Annotated in this window: 13 protein-coding genes; 12 read left to right on the top strand and 1 reads right to left on the bottom strand. The window is 64.6% G+C overall.

The features are described from left to right. Nucleotides 1-45: 45 nt before the first annotated feature. From O6X71_RS10435 to O6X71_RS10380, 12 genes are all read left to right on the top strand, one after another. Nucleotides 46-792, top strand: coding sequence for a FadR/GntR family transcriptional regulator (locus O6X71_RS10435; protein WP_353465788.1), 747 nt, complete (start codon nt 46-48; stop codon nt 790-792). Nucleotides 793-1,037: 245 nt separating this feature from the next. Next, nucleotides 1,038-4,073, top strand: coding sequence for a TonB-dependent receptor (locus tag O6X71_RS10430; protein WP_353465787.1), 3,036 nt, complete (start codon nt 1,038-1,040; stop codon nt 4,071-4,073). Nucleotides 4,074-4,405: 332 nt separating this feature from the next. Beyond that, nucleotides 4,406-5,587 (top strand): mannonate dehydratase, encoded by a 1,182-nt coding sequence (uxuA, locus tag O6X71_RS10425; RefSeq protein ID WP_353465892.1) that lies wholly within the window; start codon nt 4,406-4,408, stop codon nt 5,585-5,587. Then, nucleotides 5,584-6,996, top strand: coding sequence for a glucuronate isomerase (gene uxaC / locus O6X71_RS10420; RefSeq protein WP_353465786.1), 1,413 nt, complete (start codon nt 5,584-5,586; stop codon nt 6,994-6,996). The genes uxuA and uxaC overlap by 4 nt, the downstream gene beginning before the upstream one ends. Then, complete coding sequence (locus O6X71_RS10415) at nt 6,993-8,384, top strand: mannitol dehydrogenase family protein (protein WP_353465785.1); 1,392 nt, start codon at nt 6,993-6,995, stop codon at nt 8,382-8,384. The genes uxaC and O6X71_RS10415 overlap by 4 nt, the downstream gene beginning before the upstream one ends. Nucleotides 8,385-8,415: 31 nt before the next feature. Beyond that, nucleotides 8,416-9,708, top strand: coding sequence for an MFS transporter (locus tag O6X71_RS10410; RefSeq protein ID WP_353465784.1), 1,293 nt, complete (start codon nt 8,416-8,418; stop codon nt 9,706-9,708). 75 nt (nt 9,709-9,783) lie between these two features. Beyond that, nucleotides 9,784-10,227 (top strand): VOC family protein, encoded by a 444-nt coding sequence (locus O6X71_RS10405; protein ID WP_353465783.1) that lies wholly within the window; start codon nt 9,784-9,786, stop codon nt 10,225-10,227. A 35-nt stretch (nt 10,228-10,262) separates the two neighbouring features. After that, nucleotides 10,263-10,691, top strand: a complete 429-nt coding sequence (locus O6X71_RS10400) for a barstar family protein (protein WP_353465782.1) — start codon at nt 10,263-10,265, stop codon at nt 10,689-10,691. 618 nt (nt 10,692-11,309) lie between these two features. Next, nucleotides 11,310-12,293 carry a LacI family DNA-binding transcriptional regulator gene (locus tag O6X71_RS10395; protein WP_353465781.1) on the top strand — a complete coding sequence of 328 codons (984 nt, stop codon included), beginning with the start codon at nt 11,310-11,312 and terminating at the stop codon, nt 12,291-12,293. 99 nt (nt 12,294-12,392) lie between these two features. Beyond that, nucleotides 12,393-14,903: a TonB-dependent receptor domain-containing protein gene (locus O6X71_RS10390; protein WP_353465780.1), complete on the top strand. Its 2,511-nt coding sequence runs from the start codon at nt 12,393-12,395 to the stop codon at nt 14,901-14,903. A gap of 14 nt (nt 14,904-14,917) precedes the next feature. After that, entirely contained in the window at nt 14,918-16,720 is a 1,803-nt protein-coding gene (locus O6X71_RS10385) for an alpha-amylase family glycosyl hydrolase (protein ID WP_353465779.1), read from the top strand. Nucleotides 16,721-16,904: 184 nt separating this feature from the next. Next, nucleotides 16,905-18,230: an MFS transporter gene (locus O6X71_RS10380; protein WP_353465778.1), complete on the top strand. Its 1,326-nt coding sequence runs from the start codon at nt 16,905-16,907 to the stop codon at nt 18,228-18,230. A gap of 346 nt (nt 18,231-18,576) precedes the next feature. Here O6X71_RS10380 and O6X71_RS10375 read toward each other — a convergent pair whose 3' ends face one another. After that, nucleotides 18,577-21,588 (bottom strand): TonB-dependent receptor domain-containing protein, encoded by a 3,012-nt coding sequence (locus tag O6X71_RS10375; RefSeq protein WP_353465777.1) that lies wholly within the window; start codon nt 21,586-21,588, stop codon nt 18,577-18,579. Between the last annotated feature and the right edge of the window lie 137 nt (nt 21,589-21,725).

Genomic DNA, 21,725 nt, shown 5'->3' with positions numbered 1-21,725 from the left:
AGCGGCGCCACCGCATGGGCCGGCGCGCATCGAACGAGGAATGCAATGCAAGGCACTGAAGGCGGCGGTAAACTCTATCGCAAGATCGTGCAGGCGATCATCGCGGACATCGCGGCCGGCGTATATCAGGTCGGCGCGCGCCTGCCTGCCGAACGCGATCTGACAGAGCGGTTCCAGGTCAGCCGCCCGACCATCCGGGAGGCGATGATCGCGCTTGAGATGAAGGGCATGGTCGAGGCTCGCAAGGGATCGGGCGTGTTCGTGCTCGCATCCTCTCCGAACGACTCGGAGCAGGAACTCGACATCGGCGCGTTCGAAATTACCGAGGCGCGCCGCATGCTCGAAGGCGAGGTTGCCGCCGTCGCCGCGACCGAAATAACCGAGGAGCAGTTGGTCGAATTGCGCGGTTTGCTGGGACAGATGGATCAGGACGACACGCTGGCAGCGGAGGACGCGGACCGTCGCTTTCACATCGCGATCGCCGAGGCGACGGGCAATGCCGTCATCATCTCCGCCGTCACCGACTTCTGGGACATGCGGTTCCGCTCGCCGTTGGCGCGCGAGGTGCTGGCGAAGGCGGGAAGCCTCGGCACCGAGAATCGCATGATCGAACATGGCCGAATCCTGAGTGCGCTGGAGGCCCGCTCGCCGATCGACGCACGCAACGCGATGCGCGATCATCTTGCGCGCGTGATCGATCATTTGCTCGACGTTACCGAGACCGAAGCCGTCGAGCGCGCACGCGCTGCTACCGACCAGCGTCGCCGCGCCCTGGCCCGACGCTCAGTCTGACATGACCGGACGACCAGCCGTGCCCGCAACCGGACACGGCTGTTACTGGTACTTCCCGGCCAACACAGCAAGATAAGGCCAAACCTGAAAGATAGTGGTCAAACAATCTGCCTGACCAAATGATTCAGCATTGTCATATTAAAATAGCGATGATACCTGACGAACTACACCGACCTTAGAAAACTAGGGCGGCAAAATGTCGGGAAGCGTCAACTCAGCGCGCCCGGCCTATCGGGAGAGGGTCTTTGAGCCGTAAGAGCTTCGATAAGCGGAAACTGCTTATCTCGACGAGCGTCGTCAGCCTATTCATCGCCGCGCCTGCCATGGCCCAGCAGACTGCGGGCAGCCAGATGCCGCAGCCTGCGGACAGTCAGACGAGCTCGCCCGATCCCGCCACCCCGTCCCAGGCCGCACCGGAGGCCGAAACCGCCGATATCGTCGTCACCGGATTTCGGGCGGCGCTGAACAACGCGCTGAACCAGAAGCGTAACGAGACCGCCGCGATCGACAGCATCGTCGCAGAGGATATCGGTAAATTCCCCGATTCCAATCTCGCGGAATCGATGCAGCGCATCCCCGGCGTCGCGCTCTCGCGCGGTGACGGCGGCGAGGGCCGGAACATTTCGGTTCGCGGGCTCGGGTCGCAATTCACGCGCGTCCGCATCAACGGCATGGAAGGCGTGTCACAGGTCAGCGGCAGCGATATCCGCGGTGGCGTCGCGACCGGTCGTTCGTTCGACTTCGTGACCTTCCCAACCGAGATCTTCTCGGCGCTTTCGGTTCGCAAGACGCTGTCGGCGGATGTCGAGGAAGGCTCGCTGGGCGCGACGGTCGATCTTCGCGCACCAAAGCCGTTCGACCAGAAAAAGGATTTCGTCCTTACCGGTACCGCGCGCGGTATCTACAACGACATCAGCAAGAAGGCGGATCCGCGCCTGTCCGCGCTCGTCTCCAAGAAGTTCGGCGACACGTTCGGCATCCTCGGCAGCGTCGCCTATTCGAAGCGCCATATCGACGAATATGCCTATTCGGCGGTCGATGTCGTGCCGACAACGGTCTATGGCCAGGCGCAGCCGGCCGGCACCGCGAACGCCGGCGTGATATTCCCGTTCTGCACGCCCGTCGGCTACACCTATCGTGGGGCTGCGACGAACAACCCCGTCGGCGGCTATACCCAGCCCAACGGCACGCCGATCGGCGCCGACGCCAACAATTGCAGCACCGGCAATCCGCGTACCGGCAACGCCGCGGCCTATGACTATATCATGAGCCGTACCGGCGTGAACGGTCGGCCGGGCGGTGGCGTCTATCTGCCGCGCCTGCCGCGCCCGGTGAAGAGCAGCCAGGAACAGGAACGTCTCGCCGGCACCCTGACGCTGCAGTGGAAGCCTAGCGAGAATACCGACATATCGCTCGACGGCCTGTATTCGCGGTTCAAGGTCGACCGGCTCGACACGTATTTCGATGCGCGGTCGTTCGGGCGCGCCATCTCGAACAACGGCCAGCCCCTGACGTCGGTCCGCGAGATCGAGGTCGATGACAACGGCTCGCTGGTCCACGGCCTGTTCGACGGCGTCGACCTGCGATCGGAGATGCAGCAGGAGAAGTTCACGTCGACCTACCGCCAGGTCAATCTGAACTTCGACCAGCGCTTCTCGGACACCGTTCGCGTTTATGGTCTGGCAGGCATCAACCAGTCGCGGCTCGACGTCGACCGCCTGCAGGTGGCGATAGACTCCAACGATACGCGAAATTTCTCGATCGACTTTCGTGACAACCCGAACATTCCGAAGATCGGCTACGGGATCGACACGACCAATCCCGCGCTGTTCCAATACGGACCGCCGCTCGCGAACGGCGACCAGCGCGGACAATTGTCGAATTTCATCCGGCGCAACACGATCACCAGCAAGACGTTCGAACTCAACGGCGAATGGGAGGCGGCGGCGGGCTTCACGCTTCAGGTCGGCGGCCAGTACCGCACCAATAAATACACGGCGCGTGAGCGGCAGCTTGCCACCAACACACCGCTCGCCTTGCCAACGGGCGTGACGCTCGCGAGCCTGACCACCGTGACGAAGGGTGTGGGCAACAACCTGGACAGCTTGTTGCAGGATTTCGTCTCGATCGATCCGGATAAGTTCCGCGATGCGGTGGGCCTCGACAGCTACGTCTATTGCAGCATCGAGTGCGCGAAGGGCACGTTTGGCGGTGTCTCCGAGAAATACGGCTCGGGCTACGCAATGGTGAAATTCAACACCGCCGACACCCTGCCCTTCGCACTGCGCGGCGATGCCGGCGTACGCTACGTCCATACCCGCCTCGATACCTATGGTCCGATCACGTCGGCGGCCCCCGCCGGGTCACTCTATCCCTCGCGTTTCGTGATATCGGAGGTCGGCCGCAGCTATGAAGACTGGCTGCCATCCGCGAACCTCGCGCTGGATATCACGCCGGATCTGATCGCCCGCGCTTCGGTGGCGCGCGTCATGTCACGACCGGCGTACGGCCAGTTGATCCCCGCAGGCTCGGCGAACCTCGTCATCCAGACCGCTTCGTTCAGCAATCCGTTCCTAGAACCGATCCGCGCCAACACGTTCGACGCGGCGCTCGAATGGTATTTCGCCAAGGGTTCGCTGATTTCGGTCGCCTATTTCTACAAGAATATCGAGAGCTACATCCAGACGACGAGCCAGGCGGTCGCGTTCCAGGACATCGGCCTGCCGCTGACTCTGCTCAACGGTACGCAGCTTCGCCCGACCGACGTGTTCACGGTCCAGCGGAGCAACAATACCGAGGGCGGACCGCTGCGCGGGTTCGAGGTGAACGTCCAGTTGCCCTTCACCTTCCTGCCCGGCGTGTTGCGCAATTTCGGCGCACTGGGCAATTTCACGCGCGTCCGTTCGAACATCAACTACGTCATATCGCCGACGCTCTCACGCACGGCGCCGCTGGTCGGCCTGTCGCCGGAAACGGCAAGCGGAACGCTGTATTACGAAGACGACAAGTTCAGCATTCGCTCGACGGTGAACTACCGTGCGGCGTTCCTGACGGCGGTTCCCAGCGGCTCGGTCGACGCGGATTCGACATCGAACGCGAGTTCGATTTTCGTCGACGCATCGGCCTCGTACAACCTCAACGAGCATATCAAGTTGATCGCCGAAGTATCGAACGTCACCAACGAGACCAATCGCCTGACCGTCGACACCGTGCGCAAGGATCCGCTCTACACCTCGTATTTCGGTCGCACCTACGCGCTGGCAGTCAATTTCCAGTTCTGAATTTCTGCTTCCCCCCATCGACATCGGCGCCCCCCTGCCGATGTCGACCAACTAAGGGTGCGCCGCACGGTGTCGCGGCGCACCCGATTTTCTATTCGAGCGTGACCCAGCGGCGATATCGCGGGTGCCGAAGCAGCAGTTTTGCCGCCATTGCGACCCTCCGAACGACCTGCATCGGCGATCGCCACCCTTTCACAACCACCAACTATCACCCGACAAAATGGCCTGACCACTTTATTGCTTCTGGCCTAATAGGTACGTGATCGCTAAACTGGGATGAAACGCAGCGAGCCCATAAGGGCCGCGCAATCGAGAGAGGATGCTAGGTGCCGATGATCGAAACGCCGATGATCGAGACGATGCGCTGGTTCGGCCCCTCCGATCCGGTAACGTTGCGCGATATTCGCCAAGCCGGCGCAACCGGCATCGTGACGGCGCTGCACGAGATCGCGAATGGCGACGTCTGGCCGCAGGCTGCGATCGCCGCACGGCAAGCCGAGATCGAGGCGGCCGGGCTCGTCTGGTCGGTGGTCGAGAGCCTGCCGGTGCACGAGGCGATCAAGACGCGCGGCGCCGACCGGGACATGCTGATCGAGAATTATCGACAGAGCCTGACCAACCTGGCCGCATGCGGCATCCGCACGATCACCTACAACTTCATGCCGGTCATCGACTGGACCCGCACTGACCTGGCCTGGACGATGCCAGACGGCGCGCGGGCGCTTCGCTTCGAACTCGAGGCGGCTGCGGTCTTCGACATCCACATTTTGCGACGCTCGGGCGCCGAACAGGATTATTCCCCCGCGCTGGTCGAAAGCGCCGGACGCCGGTTCGCGGCCATGGATACGGACGCGCGTCGTCTGCTCGAGAAGACCATCATCGCAGGGCTCCCCGGCAGCGAAGAGACCTTTACCGCCGATCGGTTCCGCGACGCGCTGGCGCAGTATGACGCGATCGATGCTGAGGGACTTCGTGCCAATCACATCGCGTTCCTGGAGGCGGTCTGTCCACTGGCCGACGCACTCGACATGCGACTGGTGGTGCATCCCGACGACCCGCCCTTCGCGTTGTTCGGCCTGCCCCGCGTGGTCAGTACCGAGGCCGACGTGACGACGCTGTTCGCGCGGGTGCCCAACCCCTCCAACGGGTTGTGTTTCTGCGCCGGTTCGTTCGGCGCCCGTGCCGACAACGACCTGCCCGGGATGATCGAGCGGCTGGGCGACCGGATCGGCTTCCTTCACCTGCGATCGGTCCAGCGCGAGCCGAACGGCGCCTTCCACGAGGCCGCGCATCTCGCGGGTGACGCCGACATGGTCGCGCTGGTCGCCGCCATTCACGCCTTGCAGACGCGAGAGGGACGATCGATCCCGATGCGCCCCGATCATGGCCACCAGATGCTGGATGACCTCTCGAAACAGACGCTGCCCGGCTATTCGCTGCTCGGGCGGATGCGCGGCCTCGCCGAACTGCGCGGTCTCGAGCGCGGGATCGCTTATATGGCGGCAAGAGCGTGAGCCGCCCGCTTCGCCTTTCGCCCGATCGGCTATTCTCCAGCGACCCGGACCAGCGGTCGATCGCGCGCGCGCTGTACGCCGAGATCGCCACGCTGCCGATCGTCTCGCCACATGGCCATACCGATCCGCGCTGGTTCGCGACCAACGAACCGTGGCGCGATGCGACCAGCCTGTTGCTGGCGCCCGATCATTATCTGTTCCGGATGCTCTACAGCCAAGGCATCGCGCTCGATCGGCTCGGGGTACCGTCACGGGAAGGCGTGCCAGATACCGACCCGCGCGAAGCCTGGCGCACGCTCGCCGGCCATTACCATCTGTTTCGCGGGACACCGTCACAGGCGTGGCTCGATCACGTCTTTGCCGAGGTGCTCGGGTTCGACGTGGCGCTGGATGCCTCGACAAGCGACCTGTATTTCGACGGCATCGCCGAGCGGCTTGCGACCGAGGCGTTTCGCCCGCGGGCGCTGTTCGAGCGGTTCGGGATCGAATTCCTCGCGACCACCGAGGGCGCCGACGACCCACTCGACGCGCACCGTGCGATCCGCGACTCCGGCTGGGCGGGCCGCGTCGTGACGACCTATCGTCCCGACGGCGTCATCGACGTCGAGCACGAGGCGTTCCGGCCGACGATGGAGCGGTTCGCCGCGTTGACCGGGGAGGATGTCTGGACGTGGCCCGGCTATCTCGCCGCGCACCGCAAGCGCCGTGCCGACTTCCGCGCCGCGGGGGCGACCGCGACCGATCACGGCCATCCGACCGCGCAGACCGCGAACCTCGATCCGGGCGCCGCAGCAGCCTTGTTCACCCGCGTCATCGGCCCGTACCCGAGCCCTGCCGATGCCGAACTGTTTCGCGCGCAGATGCTGACCGAGATGGCGCGCATGTCGATCGAGGACGGCATGGTCATGCAGATCCATCCCGGCAGCGTGCGCAATCACAACGCCCGCCTGTTCGCCAGCCACGGACGCGACCGCGGCGCCGATATCCCCGCTCGCGCCGATTTCGTGAACGGCCTGCGCCCGATGCTCGACGAGGTCGGCAACGATCCGATCCTCACCATCATCCTCTTCACGCTCGACGAGTCGACCTATGCCCGCGAACTGGCGCCACTCGCCGGCCATTATCCGTGCCTGCGCCTCGGCCCCGCCTGGTGGTTCCATGATTCCCCCGAAGGCATGCGTCGTTTCCGCGAGATGACGACAGAGACGGCGGGCTTCTACAATACTGTCGGGTTCAACGACGACACCCGGGCGTTCCTGTCGATCCCCGCGCGCCACGACGTCGCGCGTCGCGTCGATTGCGCATTTCTAGCGCGCCTCGTCGCCGAACACCGGCTGGCGGATTGGGAGGCGGCCGACCTCGCGCACGAGCTGACCGTCGGGCTCGCGCGCAGGGCATACCGCCTGTGAGACTGTCCGCCGCCACGGTCGACCGGCTGCCGGCGAAGGTCGCGCGGCCCGGCTACGACCACTTGAGCCAGCGTATCGGCATCGTCCATCTCGGCATCGGCGCCTTCATGCGCGCGCATCAGGCGGTCTTCACGGATCGCGCAATGGCGGCGGGCGACCGGGACTGGGGTATCGTCGGCGCATCGCTGCGTTCGCCTGCCGTCCGCGACACGCTGGCCCCGCAGGACGGGCTGTTCACGGTGACCGAGAACGGCGCGGATGGCGCGAACATGCGGCTGATCGGTTCGGTCCGCGACGTGGTCGTCGCATCTGCCCCGAACGACGATCTCCACCATGCGCTCGTGTCGCCCGACACGGCGATCGTGACCCTGACGGTAACCGAGAAAGGCTATCATCGTCGCGCCGACGGATCGCTCGACTTTGCGGCCGTGGAGCAGGCTGGCGGCACGATCTACCACCACCTCGCGCGGGCATTCGCCGGTCGCCGCGATGCCGGGATCAGCGGACTGAGCCTGGTGTCGTGCGACAACCTGGCCGACAATGGCGGCGTACTCGCGGCCTCGCTCGGCGCGTGGCTCGATCATGTCGATCCCACGCTCGGAAGCTGGTTTGCACGCGAATGTACCTGCCCGTCGACGATGGTCGACCGCATCGTGCCCGCCGTCACGCCCGCCGATATCGATGCGGTCGAGGCCGTGCTCGGCGTCCGCGACGAAGCCGCCGTCCTGACCGAGCCCTTTGCCCAATGGGTGATCGAAGACGATTTCGCGGGCCGCCGTCCGCGCTGGGACGCGGTCGGCGCACAGATCGTCACCGACGTCGCGCCCTACGAGACGGCCAAGCTGCGGATGCTCAACGGTGCGCATTCCGCGCTCGCGTATCTTGGGCTGCAAGCTGGCCTTAGCTACGTCCACGAAGCGATCGCCGATCCGGTAATCGGCCCGAGCGTGAAGCGGCTCATGCGCGATGAGGCGGCGGCAAGCCTCGATCCTGCGCCGGGGCAGGACCTCACCGCTTATGCCGACGCGTTGCTTATCCGCTTCGCCAATCCGACTCTGCGCCATGCCTTGCGGCAGATCGCCAGCGACGGATCGCAGAAGATCCCCCAGCGCTGGCTCGCGTCGCTGGAGGCCAATCGCGCGCGTGGGCGGACCTGTCCGGAAACGCTGTCGGCGCTGGCCGCCTGGATGCTGCACGTTCGTGGCGATGACGGCCCCATCGACGACCCGCGCGCGACGGAACTGGCAGCAGCGTGGGCATCGGCGGGGCGCGACGGCATCGTCGATGCGGTGGTCGGCGAACGCGGTCTTCTGGCCGGCATCTGGCGTCCGCGCGTGCAGGACCGCGCGATCCTGGCCGACACACTGACGATATTCGACGGACGATAACAGGCGGGCAAACCGCGAGGGGAGAGCGAGCGTGGACGGTTCAACACAGGCGACGGATCCCGGCCCACAAAAGGCCGGCGGCAATGTCCGCTGGGTCATCTGCGCGTTGCTGTTCTTCGCGACGACGATCAATTATATAGACCGCCAGGTCATCGGCATCCTCAAGCCCACGCTGCAGGGCGAACTGGGCTGGACCGAGGTCGACTACGGCATGATCGTGTTCTGGTTCCAGGCGGCCTATGCGGTCGGCCTGCTCGCCTGCGGGCCGATCATCGACAAGATCGGCTCAAAGATGGGCTATGCCGCGGCGATCACGGTATGGAGCCTGGCTGCGCTGTTCCATGCCTTCGTTCGCAGCCCCGGCGGTTTCTCGGTCGCCCGCTTCGCGCTGGGGCTCGGCGAGTCCGCGAACTTCCCAGCCGCAATCAAGTCGGTCGCGGAATGGTTTCCGAAGAAGGAACGCGCGCTCGCGGCCGGCATCCTGAACGCCGGCGCGAATGTCGGCGCGATCGCCACCCCGATCGTCGTACCGATCATCACGCTCGCCTATGGCTGGCGCGCGGCGTTCATCGTGACGGGCATGCTCGGGTTCGTCTGGCTCGCGGCGTGGCTGATGTTCTACCGCGCGCCCGAACATCACCCGCGGGTCTCGGCGCAGGAGCTGGCCTATATCCGCGCCGAACAGGACAATGACGCGGGCACCGCGCCGATCCCGTGGCGTCGCCTGTTCCGCTATCGTGGTACCTGGGCCTTCGTCGTCGCGAAGTTCCTGACCGATCCGGTCTGGTACCTCTTCCTGTTCTGGCTGCCAGATTTCTTCGCCAAGCGCCACGGCCTGGACCTCAAGACCTTTGGTCCGCCGCTGATCGCGGTCTATTTGCTCGCCGACGTCGGCAGCATCGGCGGCGGCTGGTTGTCGTCGGCGCTGATCAAGCGCGGGTACAGCGTCAATGCCGGCCGCAAGCTGGCGCTGCTCGCCTCTGCCATACTGGTACTGCCGATCATGCTCGCCAGTACCGTCTCGAGCCTGTTCGCCGCAGTCGCGATCATCGGCGTCGCTGCCGCCGCGCACCAGGGCTGGTCGTCGAACCTGTACACGATGGTCTCCGACACCTTTCCCAAGAGTTCGGTCGCGTCCGTCATGGGGATCGGCGGCGCCGCGGGGGCCGTGGGCGGGATGATCATGGCGCGCTATGTCGGGCACGTGCTCGAAACGGTCGGCAGCTACGTCCCGGTGTTCATCTGGGCCGGCATCGCCTATTTCGTCGCACTCGCCATCGTCCATCTTCTGCTGCCAAACCTGGAGGATGCGAAACCGAACTGACGTCTTGCAATAGCCGATGACGATCATTCGGAGATCGGCCCTTACCACTCCTACTTGTTTCGAGGATCACCGCTCATGATCGTGCAGTCCGTTCTGCTCATACTGGCAGCACCGCAGGCGGCGGTCGCGCCTCCGGCGAAAGCCGAGCATGTCGCGATCCAGGCGGCGGACATCGACCGCAGCGCGACCTTCTACCATGAGGCGTTCGGTTTGCGGATCATCCCCACCCCGCTCAAGAACCGCCGCTGGCTCGACCTGGGCAACGGGCTGGCGCTGCATATCCTCGACGGACGCACTGCGCCAAAACCGTCGAACCGAAACGAGCATCTTGCGCTGCACGTCGACGATCTCGCCACCGTCACCGCTTGGTTGGACAGACACGGCCTCGTCTGGACCGACCTCGCGGGCAAGCCGCGCACGATGCAGGTCCGGTTCGACGGCGTCCGCCAGATCTATGCGCAGGATCCCGATGGCTATTGGCTGGAAATCGGGGATGCGCGCGGTACGCCGGCGCGATGACCTGGATGGTCCCGTAGCTCGTTTTTCAACGGGCCTTGTTGCAGGCTGTCACAGGCATGAGTTTATGGGCGATGACGAAAACGCTCAGCATTATCGGCCAAAACATCCAAGACATCCTGAGCTTCTATGCCGAGATCAACCGGGTCTTCATGGCCGGAGCAGAGTTTCGCCTCGGCGACAGCCTCGATGCGTTGAACGACATGCTGTACGGCGGCTACGGTACGATCAACGGACGAGAGCCGGTGCGGATCGTCTGGCATGACATTGACGCAAGCAGGTCGGCACTCGGTATGGAGACAACGCGTGCGTTTCTAGCCGAGAAACTCCAACGCCCGGACCTGTTCAACGTGGCGCTGATCGGCGAGCAACTGGACGCGCTCGAACGCGGCACCGGACAAACCTATTTCGAGATCATTCTCGAGATCATTGCCGATCACCCGAACATCGAGCTTGTGGCGGCGTGACGCGACGGGACCACACCCGCCGCGTCGCCGCCGGCCGATGCGCTCGTCTGCACCGAACGCGTCATGTCCGCGGCAGGGCATAGGCCAGCGTATAGTTGCCATACCGTGTCCCAAGCGCGCCATGCCCACCGGCGGTAATCACGACATACTGGCGTCCATCGGCACCGCGGTATGTCATCGGCGTGGCCTGCGCGCCGCAGGTAGATGCGCTTTCCAGACAACCTGCCGGTCCTCAGGTCGAACGCGCGCAGATACGGGTCGGTTGTCGCGGCAATGGAGGCGAGTCCGCCTGCCGTGACGATCGGCCTGCCCAGGTTCGCCATTCGCGATCATCGCGATCCGGTGACGAGATAATAGGGCGACCCGTGGAGCCCGTACGAGTTACAGCACATCGTCTGCTCCCGCCGCCAAAGGGGTGTTAATCCATGATAATAGAACCCGCTGCTTCATGACGACGTTTTCATGATACTCCTGCCGTAGTCAGGGCATGTCGTGTCGGCATCGGGTTGGTGATGATCCAGACCTCCGATGCGACGTTCCCAACGCCATCACAATTGCAGCCACGCAATGCTGCTCGTACGCCCTGCCCATCACCGTCCCGACGAGGATCCCCCAGCCATGAAACTTGCCGATCTGGCCGAGCTTGCAGGCGTTTCGACCGCAACGGTATCGCGTGCGCTGGCAGGGCATCCGTCCGTCAACGCGCAGACACGGGAGCGGATTCGCGTGCTGGCGCGCGAGCACGATGTCCGCCCGAACCAGCTGGCCCGTAATCTCCGCCTGAAGAGCACGGGGGCGATCGGCCTTGTGCTGCCGCTGGGCCATGCACGGACGCAGCACCTGACGGACCCGTTCTTCCTGTCGCTGCTCGGGTTCCTGGCCGACCTGCTGGTCGAGCGCGGCTACGACATCCTGTTGTCGCGGGTCATTCCCGATGCCGACGACTGGCTCGAGCGGGTTGTCGACAGCGGACGGATCGACGGGCTGTTGCTGGTCGGGCAATCGGACCAGTTCGGCGTGATCGAGCGCGTCGCCCAACGCTATCGCCCGCTGGTGGTGTGGGGCGCGCACCGGGACGGGCAGCATCACCTGACGATCGGATCCGACAATCTTGCGGGCGGCGGGATGGCGGCGCGGCACATGATCGCGCGGGGACGCAAACGGCTGCTGTTCGTCGGCGATCCTGCCCCGCCCGAGTTCGCGGACCGGCTAGCTGGGTTCGCGGCCGCGGCCGACGAAGCGGGCCTTCCGTGCGAGGTATTGGCGACGCCGATGACGCCCGAAGTGGTGCATGCCGCGGTCGCCGCGCGACTCAACGCCGGCGCAATCCCCGACGCAATCTTCGCGGCGTCCGACGTCGCGGCGATGAGCGTGCTGCGCGCGCTGACCGAGGCCGGGATCGATATTCCCGGCACGACTGCGGTGATCGGCTACGACGACGTGACGCTCGCCGCGCATACCTCGCCTTCGCTGACGACGATCCGCCAGGACCTTGAGATCGGGACCGAATTGATGGTCGACAGGCTGCTCAAGCGTATCGCCGGCAAGCCTGCAGAGTCCGCGATCGTACCGCCTGTGCTGATTACGAGACAGTCAGCCTGATTTTCGCAATCGATTGCAAAAACTCCGTTGCAATCGATTGTGAAGTGCGTAGGAGGCGGCCTTGGGCTTCTCAGAAAGCCGTCGCGCAGGGAGAGTCGCATGAAAATTCGTCACGCATTGCTGGCTGGCATCGCCGCCGCATCGTTCGCCACCGCAGGTGCCGCACAGACCACACCGCAGGCTGATCAGGCTGCAACGCCGGCCGATACCGCCGCCACTCCCGCTGCCGACGTCCCGCAGGACGACATCGTCGTGACGGCGGTCGCGCGCGGCACGAACAAGCTCAACACCTCTATCACGACCAGCTCGATCAGCTCGGATGCGCTCATCCAGCTCGCGCCGCGCACCTCGGGCGAACTGCTCCGCAACCTCCCCGGCATCCGGGTCGAGGCATCGGGCGGCGACGGCAACGCGAACATCTCGGTCCGCGGCCTGCCGGTCGCATCGGGCGGCTCGAAGTTCCTTCAGCTGCAGGAAGACGGCCTGCCGATCCTCGAATTCGGCGACATCACGTTCGGCAATGCCGACATCTTCCTGCGCGCCGATTTCAACGTCCGGACGGTCGAGTCGGTCCGTGGTGGCTCGGCGTCGACCTTCGCGTCGAATTCGCCCGGCGGCGTGATCAACTTCATCTCGAAGACCGGCGAGCAGGAAGGTGGCGCATTCCAGCTCAGCAGCGGGCTCGACTACCGCGAGTTCCGCGTCGATTTCGACCAGGGCGGCAAGCTGTCCGACACGCTGACCTATCATTTCGGCGGCTTCTACCGGATCGGTGACGGCCAGCGCGAAGTAGGCTTCGACGGCGTCAAGGGCGGCCAGTTCAAGGCGAACATCACCAAGTCGTTCGGCAATGGCGGCTATGTCCGCCTGTACGGCAAGTATCTCGACGACCGCGCGATCGGCTACCTCCCGAACCCGGTGCAGGTGACCGGCACGAACAGCGACCCGACCTACAGCAACATCACCAATTTCTCGATCAACAACGGCACGCTGCACAGCGCCGATATCCGCACCGTGCAGACGCTCGACGGCAACAACCAGCTCGTCACGCGCTCGATCCGCGACGGCCAGCACCCCGTCGTCTATTCGGCGGGTCTCGAGACGCAGATCCCGGTCGCGGACGGCTGGAACATCGTCGAGCGGTTCCGCTACTCGGATATCTCGGGCGGCTTCACCTCGCCGTTCCCGTCCGCCGTCGGTTCGGCGCAGTCGATCGCCAACGGCATCGGTGGCGCCGGCGCGCAGCTGTTCTACGCGAGCGGACCGCAGAACGGTCAGCGGATCGCCAACCCCGCGTCGCTCAACGGCAATGGCCTGCTGGCGAACGTCGTACTGTTCGACGTCGACCTGAAGAGCCTCAACAACATCACCAACGACATCCGCCTCAACGGCTCGGCGCCGGTGGGTTCGGGAACGCTGGCGATCACCGGCGGCTTCTACGCCTCGCGCCAGGACATCAAGAGCGACTGGCTGTGGAACTCGTTCGTCCAGACCGTCGCCGATGACGGCCGCTCGCAGCTGGTCGACGTCCGCACCGCGGCGGGCGTTCCGGTCACGCAGAACGGCACGCCGGGGTATTCGGCATTCGGCTTCGGCAATTGCTGCCGCCGGTCGTACGATCTCGACTACACGACCTACGCGCCGTTCGCGCAGCTCGGTCTGGAGATCGGCCGCTTCAACATCGACGGCTCGTTGCGCTACGATTTCGGTCGGGCCCGCGGCAGCGTCGCCGGCGCCGATCTTGGGGCAGGCTTCGGCAGCGGCATCACGACTTTCGACATCAACGGCAATGGCGTGATCTCGGCGCCCGAGCGTCAGGTCGCGATCATCCCGACGCGCCGCTCGCCGCTCAACTACAACTATGATTACCTGTCGTATTCGGGCGGCGCGAACTATCGCCTGACCGACAGCACCGCGGTGTTCGCCCGCTACAGCCGCGGCGGTCGCGCCAATGCTGATCGCCTGTTGTTCGGCCCCTCGATCAACACGACCACGGGCGGGCTGACCGACGAAGGCGCAGCGGTCGATTTCGTTCGCCAGCTCGAAGGTGGTTTCAAGTTCCGCCAGAACGGTCTCTCGCTCTACGCCACGGGCTTCTGGGCGCGCACCGAGGAGCAGAATTTCGAGGCGACGACGCAGCGCTTCTTCAACCGCGAATATGAAGCGAAGGGCGTCGAGCTCGAGGGTCGGATCGCACGCGGACCGTTCTCGCTGTCGGCGGGCGGCACCTACACCGATGCGGAGATCACCAAGGACGTGCTCAACCCGGCGGTCGAGGGCAACCGCCCGCGTCGCCAGGCCAAGTTCATCTTCCAGGCGACCCCACAGGTCGATGTCGGCCGTCTGACCGTCGGCGCAAACGTGATCGGCACCACCGACAGCTACGCGCAGGACAATAACGGGCTGAAGATGCCAGGCTATACTCAGGTCAATGCGTTCGTGTCGGTACGTCCGGCGGAGAACGTGACGCTGTCGGTCAACGGCAACAATCTGTTCGACGTGAAGGGCATCACCGAAGCCGAGGAAGGCGCGATCCCGACCAACGGCATCGTCCGCGCGCGATCGATCACTGGCCGGACGATCTCCGCCGCGGTCCGCGTCGGCTTCTGATCGGGCGGGTGAGCGTGACTTTCTCCTCCACCGAGCGCCGTCTCGACGCGCTTACCCCCCTGCTCAAACGCCAGCTCGAACGGCTGTACGGCACCGATCGTTTGGCGACACTCTGGCCGCGGATGGAGACGATCCTCCGCGACCGGGCGGCCGAACGGCCACCGGCGATGGTCGCGCTCGACGAAGCGCGGCTGAGCGATCCCGACTGGTTCGTTTCGCCCGACATGCTGGGCTATTCGACCTATGTCGACCGGTTCGCGGGCACGGTCGAGGGATTGATCGACCGTGTCGACCACCTCGAATCGCTCGGCGTCCGCTACCTCCATTTGCTCGCGCTGTTGAAGGCACGCGAGGGCGACAGCGATGGCGGCTTCGCGGTCGCGGACTATCTCGCGATCGAACCCCGGCTGGGGACGATGGCCGATGTCGAACGCCTCGCCGCACGGCTGCGCGACGGGCGGATCAGCTTGTGCGTCGACCTTGCACTCAACCACACTGCGGACGATCACGCCTGGGCGAAGGCTGCGCTCGCGGGCGATCCGCGCTATCGTGCCTTTTATCATGTTCTGGGCGAGGACGAGGCTCAGACTTACGAAGCCGACCTTCCCCAGGTGTTCCCGACTACCGCGCCGGGCAACTTCACCAATGTGCCGGCGATGGGCGGACAAGTCTGGACGACCTTCTATCCGTTCCAGTGGGATTTGAACTGGTCCAATCCTGAGGTCATGCTCGCGATCGTCGACACGATGCTGCGGCTGGCGAACCACGGCTTCGAAGCGTTCCGGCTCGACTCGATCGCGTTCCTCTGGAAGCAGATCGGCACCGACTGCCGCAACCGTCCGGAAGCGCACTTCATCGTCCGGGCCTTGCGTGCAGCGCTAGACATCGTCGCCCCCGCGACGCTGCTGAAGGCCGAAGCAATCGTCCCGACCGCGCTCGTACCGCCCTATTTCGGCGCGGACGAAGGTTCTGACTGGGACGGCGGGTTTGAGCCCGAATGCCATCTCGTCTACAACAATTCTTTGATGGTAGCCGGCTGGGTCGCTTTGGCAGAGCAATCCGCCACCCTCCCCCACGCGATCGTCGAGGCGAGCGGTGGCCTGCCGCGTGGTGCCAACTGGCTGAGTTATGCGCGTTGTCACGATGATATCGGCTGGGGCGCGGTGATCGGCGACCTCGCCGGGATCGATCCGGACCCGGTCGCGCGGCTGAAGACGGCGGCGCGGTTCCTCGAAGGCGGCGATGGCAGCTGGGCACGCGGCGCGCCGTTCCAGTCGGACGGTTCGGTGCTGCATGGCTCGAACGGCACGATGGCGTCGCTCGCCGGGCTCGAAGCGGCAACGGACGAAGATGCGCGCGAAATGGCGTTTCGGCGGATCGCGCTGCTCAATGCGCTGTCGATCGCGAGTGGTGGTCTGGCGACGACGTACATGGGCGACGAGGCTGGGCTGCTGAACGACACGAGCTATCTGAGCGATCCTGAGCGGGCGCATGAAGGGCGCTGGTTGCACCGGCCGGAGATGGATTGGACGGCGCTCGACGGCCCCGCCGCACGACGGATCAGCGGCGACCTGGAAGCACTGCGCGCGGCACGGATTGCGAGCGGCGGGGCTGGTTCGCCCTTGGCGATCGCGACGGGCTCCCCCGCACTGCTCGGGATCGGTTGCAGCAGCGACCGCGTCTTCCTCAACTTCTCCGACAAGCCCGTCTCGATCGAAGGGTTGGCGGGCTGGCAGGATCGGTTGTCCGAACAGCCGTGCGGTGCCACCCTCGCCGTCGAACCCTGGGGCGTCATTTGGGCGGGCCCGGCGGCATGAACATCCGGCGGATTTACAATCCTCCCCCGCAAGGGGGAGGTGGCTGGCTCTTGCCAGACGGAGGGGGAGGCATGCGAAACGCAGGTTCCGTGTCCTCCCCCTCCGTCACCTTCGGCGCCACCTCCCCCTGGCGGGGGAGGATCGATAGATCCTCGCCTGGCCAGCTCGCACAAGAGGCATGACAATGAACCTCGGCCTCATGATCAAGCCCCGCCTCTCGCTGATGCGTCTCATCGAGATGAACCTCGGGTTCCTCGGGCTGCAATTCTCGTTCGGTCTGCAACAGGCCAACATGGCGCCGATCTATGGCTATCTCGGCGCGGACGAGGCGAGCCTGCCGCTGCTGTGGCTCGCCGGACCGATGACCGGGCTGCTGATCCAGCCGCTGATCGGCGCGATGAGCGACCGGACCTCGACCCGGATCGGCCGCCGCACCCCCTATTTCCTGGTCGGCGCAATTCTTTGCAGCCTGTGCCTGCTCGCGATGCCGTACAGCCCGACGCTGTGGGTCGCGGCCAGCCTGTTATGGGTGCTCGACGCGGCCAACAACGTGACGATGGAACCCTACCGCGCCTATGTCGGCGATCGCCTGCCCGACGATCAGCGCGCCGCGGGCTTCCTGACGCAGTCGGCGTTCACCGGCCTCGCGCAGACGCTATCGTATCTGGCGCCGTCTCTCCTGGTGTGGATCGGCTTCAACAAGGACGCCGTGGATGGCAACGGCATTCCCGACATCACCCGCATCGCGTTCCTGATCGGCGCGGTGCTGTCGCTGGCGACGATCGTCTGGTCGGTCGTCCGCGTGCCCGAACTGCCGCTACCGGCCGAGGAGAAGGCGCGCCTGGCGAAGGAGCCGCTGACGCTCGGCGGCACGCTCCGCGATCTCAGGACTGCGCTCGTGGAGATGCCCAAGCCGATGCGACAACTGGCGTTGGCGATGCTGTGCCAATGGTATGCGATGTTCGCGTATTGGCAATTCATCACCTTCGCGGTCGCGCGGTCGCTGCACGGCACGTCAGATGCCAAGAGCGAAGCCTTCCGCGACACCGTGCTGACCGTCGGCCAGCTCGGCGCGTTCTACAACGCCGTTGCGTTCGTCGCGGCGATCGCGCTGGTCCCGCTCGCCCGCCGCTGGGGCGCCAAGAGCGCGCATGCCGCGTGCCTGCTCGCGTCGGGCGTGGCGATGCTGGCGATCCCTGGCCTGCGCACCGAACCTGCGCTGTTCGTGGCGATGCTCGGCATCGGCATCGGTTGGGCAAGCATGATGGGCAATCCGTACATCATGCTGATCGACATGATCCCGCCCGAGCGCAATGGCGTCTACATGGGCATCTTCAACATGTTCATCGTCATCCCGATGATCATCGAGAGCCTGACCGTGCCGCTGTTTTACCACTCGCTGATGGGGGGCGAACCGCGCAACATCCTGTATCTCGGCGGCGCACTGATGGTGCTGGGCGCGATCGCTACGACCCGCGTCACCATGCGCGAGCCGTCGCCCGCCGCCTGAAACTCCGGCTTGGAAGAGCCAGGCTGACCTGTGCCGAAACCCGGCGCTACGGTCCATCCGTGACTGACAGGTATCGATCGGACGCATCGGCTGGTGGTGGCGCTCCGGGTCGGTCAGCGTAAAGTCGCGCGATCCGCATCTCCACATCACCTTGGCGGACGAACATTACCCGGGAATGCGAGCACGGCATCGCGCCGTCCCGCACGGGTCGGTTTGGACGCCCTCGGTGTAACGCCTTCGAGTGCAGACGGGCTCGGTTGTCGCGGGCTCTCATGCGACCCGACACGATACGAAAAAGGGGCAGCTTCTCGCGAAGCCGCCCCCTTTCAGTCGCGATGGTTAGCTATCAGAACTTAAAGTTCGCACCTGCGCGGAACGTCCGACCGATCAGACCGGCATAATGCCACGTGGTCAGATAGTTCGGCGAGCTGGCGTAGGACGCCGGTGCGATCGGTGCGCGTGCACCGAGGATGTTGCCGACGTTACCGAAGAACGAGAAGTCATCATTCACCGCGACCGTCGCATTCAGGTCGACGTTGATGAAGCTGTTGACGTAGCAGAACCGATCGACGGGCACGCCGGCCTGCGACGACTTGTAAAGGCTGTTGGCACACGACGTGTCGAGGCTGCCCTGATCGGTTGCGACCGCCTTGATCTTGCCGACATAATAGGCGGTTGCGGTCAGCGAGAACTTGCCGGCTGCGATCGTGTTCTGCCAGTTGCCACGCCAGTTCGGCGTGCCGTTGCCCGACGACAGATCATACGGGCCCATCGTGCCAGCGAACTTCTGGACGCCCTGCGCCGTGTGACGATCATACTGGATGATATAGGTCGCCTCGACCCGGCTGGTGAAGCGGATGCCCTCACCAAGCGGGATCCGCGCGGTCCCCGAGAAGTCGAGGCCCGACGTCTTGTCGAAGTTCACGTTCACGAACGGCGCGTTGATGATCAGCAGGCGGGGCAGCGCGTTCGGGAAGGCCGGATCGACGCCGTCGACCGTGTTGACCGAATAGCCCTGCCCAACCGCTGCCACCGCGGCGGTTGCTGCAGCCAGGTTCGACTGCCGGTAGTAGGCGACGATCGCATCGCCCGCGAGCGGACCGTTGGCGATCAGGTTCGACTTCTTGACGTTGTAATAGTCGACCGTCGCGCTGAACCACGATGTCGGCTCGACGATGATACCGCCGGTGAAGCTGCGCGACGTTTCTGGCTTCAGATCTGGATTGCCGACGAAACCGCGACCAACCGAATAGTTGAGGTTGTACGGGTTTCCGCCCGTGACGCAGGTGTTGGTCGCCGTCGCCGAGCCGCCATGTGCCGCACAGAAATTGCCCGGAGGCTGCGTGTTGACGAAGCCGGCATATTGCGACCGCGGACCGGACTCGGCGAACGTCGGTGCACGGAAGCCCTGCGAATAGGTCCCGCGAACCGCGAACTGGCGGATCGGCGTGAACTTGAAGCCGACCTTGGGCGAGAAGCGGCCAAAGCCTTCCGAATAGTGATCGTAGCGACCCGAGCCGTTGATCTCGAGGATGTCGAGCACGGGCGCCTGGATTTCGAAATAGCCCGCCGAGACGGTGTGCTTTCCGAAGGCCGACGAGGTCGTGAGACCGTAGGTGTCGAGCAAGGCATTCTGGTTGTTGTTGACCAGCGATTCACGCCGCACCTGGCCGCCGACCGCGACCATCAGCGGGCCGCCGGGAAGGTCGAACAGCTTCTTGGTGATCGCCGCATCGAGCGAGTACATCTCGGAATTCGACGGCGTGATCTTGTCTGGCGAAACGAAGTCGCGGACCGCCTGCGAGTTCAGCGTTGGATTGACGAAGTTATACGCACCGGTGTTGATCGCGTTGAGCGTGTTGGCGATGTTCAGATAGCCACGCTGGACGATCTCCAGATTGTCGCGGGCGTAAACGCCGTCGACCTTCCAGGTCCAGTCGTCGCCGACCGTGCCATGCAGACCACCGGCGAAGCGGTACACTTCGTTGGTACGGTCGCTGCCGGCGTCGATGTCGCCGAACGAGTAATAGATGCGTGCTGCGCCTGCTGCAGGCGTGTTGGCGAATGCCGTGGCGTACGGGTTGTTGGGGTTGAGCTGGCGGCCCGGCGCGCCGGGAACCGCGCAATTGATGCCCGCCGTACAGATATAGACCGGCAGAACGATGCCGGGATTGCTCGATGCGAGCGACGGCGCGCCGCCGTAAGGCTGGGTGTTGCGCAGCGCGCGGGGCGCGTTGTTGATGCTGACATAGCTGTTCGAATAGCTGCCGGTCAGGTAGCCCTCGACGTTGTCAGCCAGACGCACGCTGATGCGCCCGTTGATCGAATATTTGCGCTGGAATGGCGCGAGCTGAAAATATTCGTCTTCGATATTATGCTTGCAGCCGACGCCGTTGGCGACACCGGTCTGGGTGAAAGTACCGCGTGCACAGTTACCGAGATTGAGCGTCGTGTAGTTGGCGTTGGCGATCGCCGTACCGCCGCTCAGCGGATTGTTGAGATCGGTTTGTGTCGTACGCACCACGACCGCATTCGGCGTCGCGGTGGTCAGCGAGTTGTCGGCACCGTTATTGTCGTTGCCGCCGATCGAGGTCAGATCGCGGTTGTTGTACGGGAAGCCACGGCTGTGGTTGCTGACGCGACCATCCTGCTGGAATTCGCCGTTCAGATAAACGTTGAAGCCCTTGTCCGCGTAATCGCCGTAGCCGATCGTCAGGTTGGCGCGCTGGCGCTCCGCGTCGCCGCGGCTGCTGGCACCGGCTTCGACCGTGCCGGCGATGCCGGTGAACTGCTTCTTAAGGATCAAATTGACCACGCCGCCGATCGCGTCGGCACCATAGGTCGACGAAGCGCCGTCCTTCAGGACTTCGACGCGCTCGATCAGGCTGAACGGGATCGAGTTGAGATCGACGTAGGAATTATGGCCATCGTCGTTGATCGGGAAGTTGGCCGAGCGGAGGCCGTCGACCAGCACCAGCGTCGACGAGACACCGAGGCCGCGGAGCGATACCGCGACACCGCCAGCCGAAAAGCCGCTCTGGAAGCCGACGCCGATCGAACCGCCGCTATCGGCCGAAACCGAGCGGATCGCTTCGGCGGCCGTCGTGATACCAGCCTTGGCCAGGCTGTCCGCGGTCAGCACCGTGACGGGCGACGGCGTCTCGGTATTGGTCCGGCGGAACAGCGAACCGGTGACGACGATGTCCTGCGCAGGCTCCTCCGCCTGGTCGGTCGTTGCCGCGACGGTACCGGCCGGCGTGGTCTGTGCGAACGCCGGATTGCTCAAGCTCAGCAGAATGGCGAGCGGCGCGGCGCCGGAGCACAGACGGGTCGCGGCGGTGCGATTGAACGAACGCATGAAGTATATCCCCCAGGTAACAAGATCGTGGCTAACTGCAGCGGCACGCATCGGGCACCCCCCGGTGCCTTTGTGCCGCCTACGTGTCGAATGCCGAAAGCATTGTAAATTACCCTGCAACTTGGTAGTAATTTTAT

It is taken from the genome of Sphingomonas faeni, assembly GCF_040407505.1.
In the GTDB taxonomy this organism is placed as follows: Bacteria; Pseudomonadota; Alphaproteobacteria; order Sphingomonadales; family Sphingomonadaceae; genus Sphingomonas; species Sphingomonas faeni_E.
The sequence above is the reverse complement of the archived record's forward strand: the minus strand, read 5'-3'. Positions and strand labels throughout refer to the sequence as shown.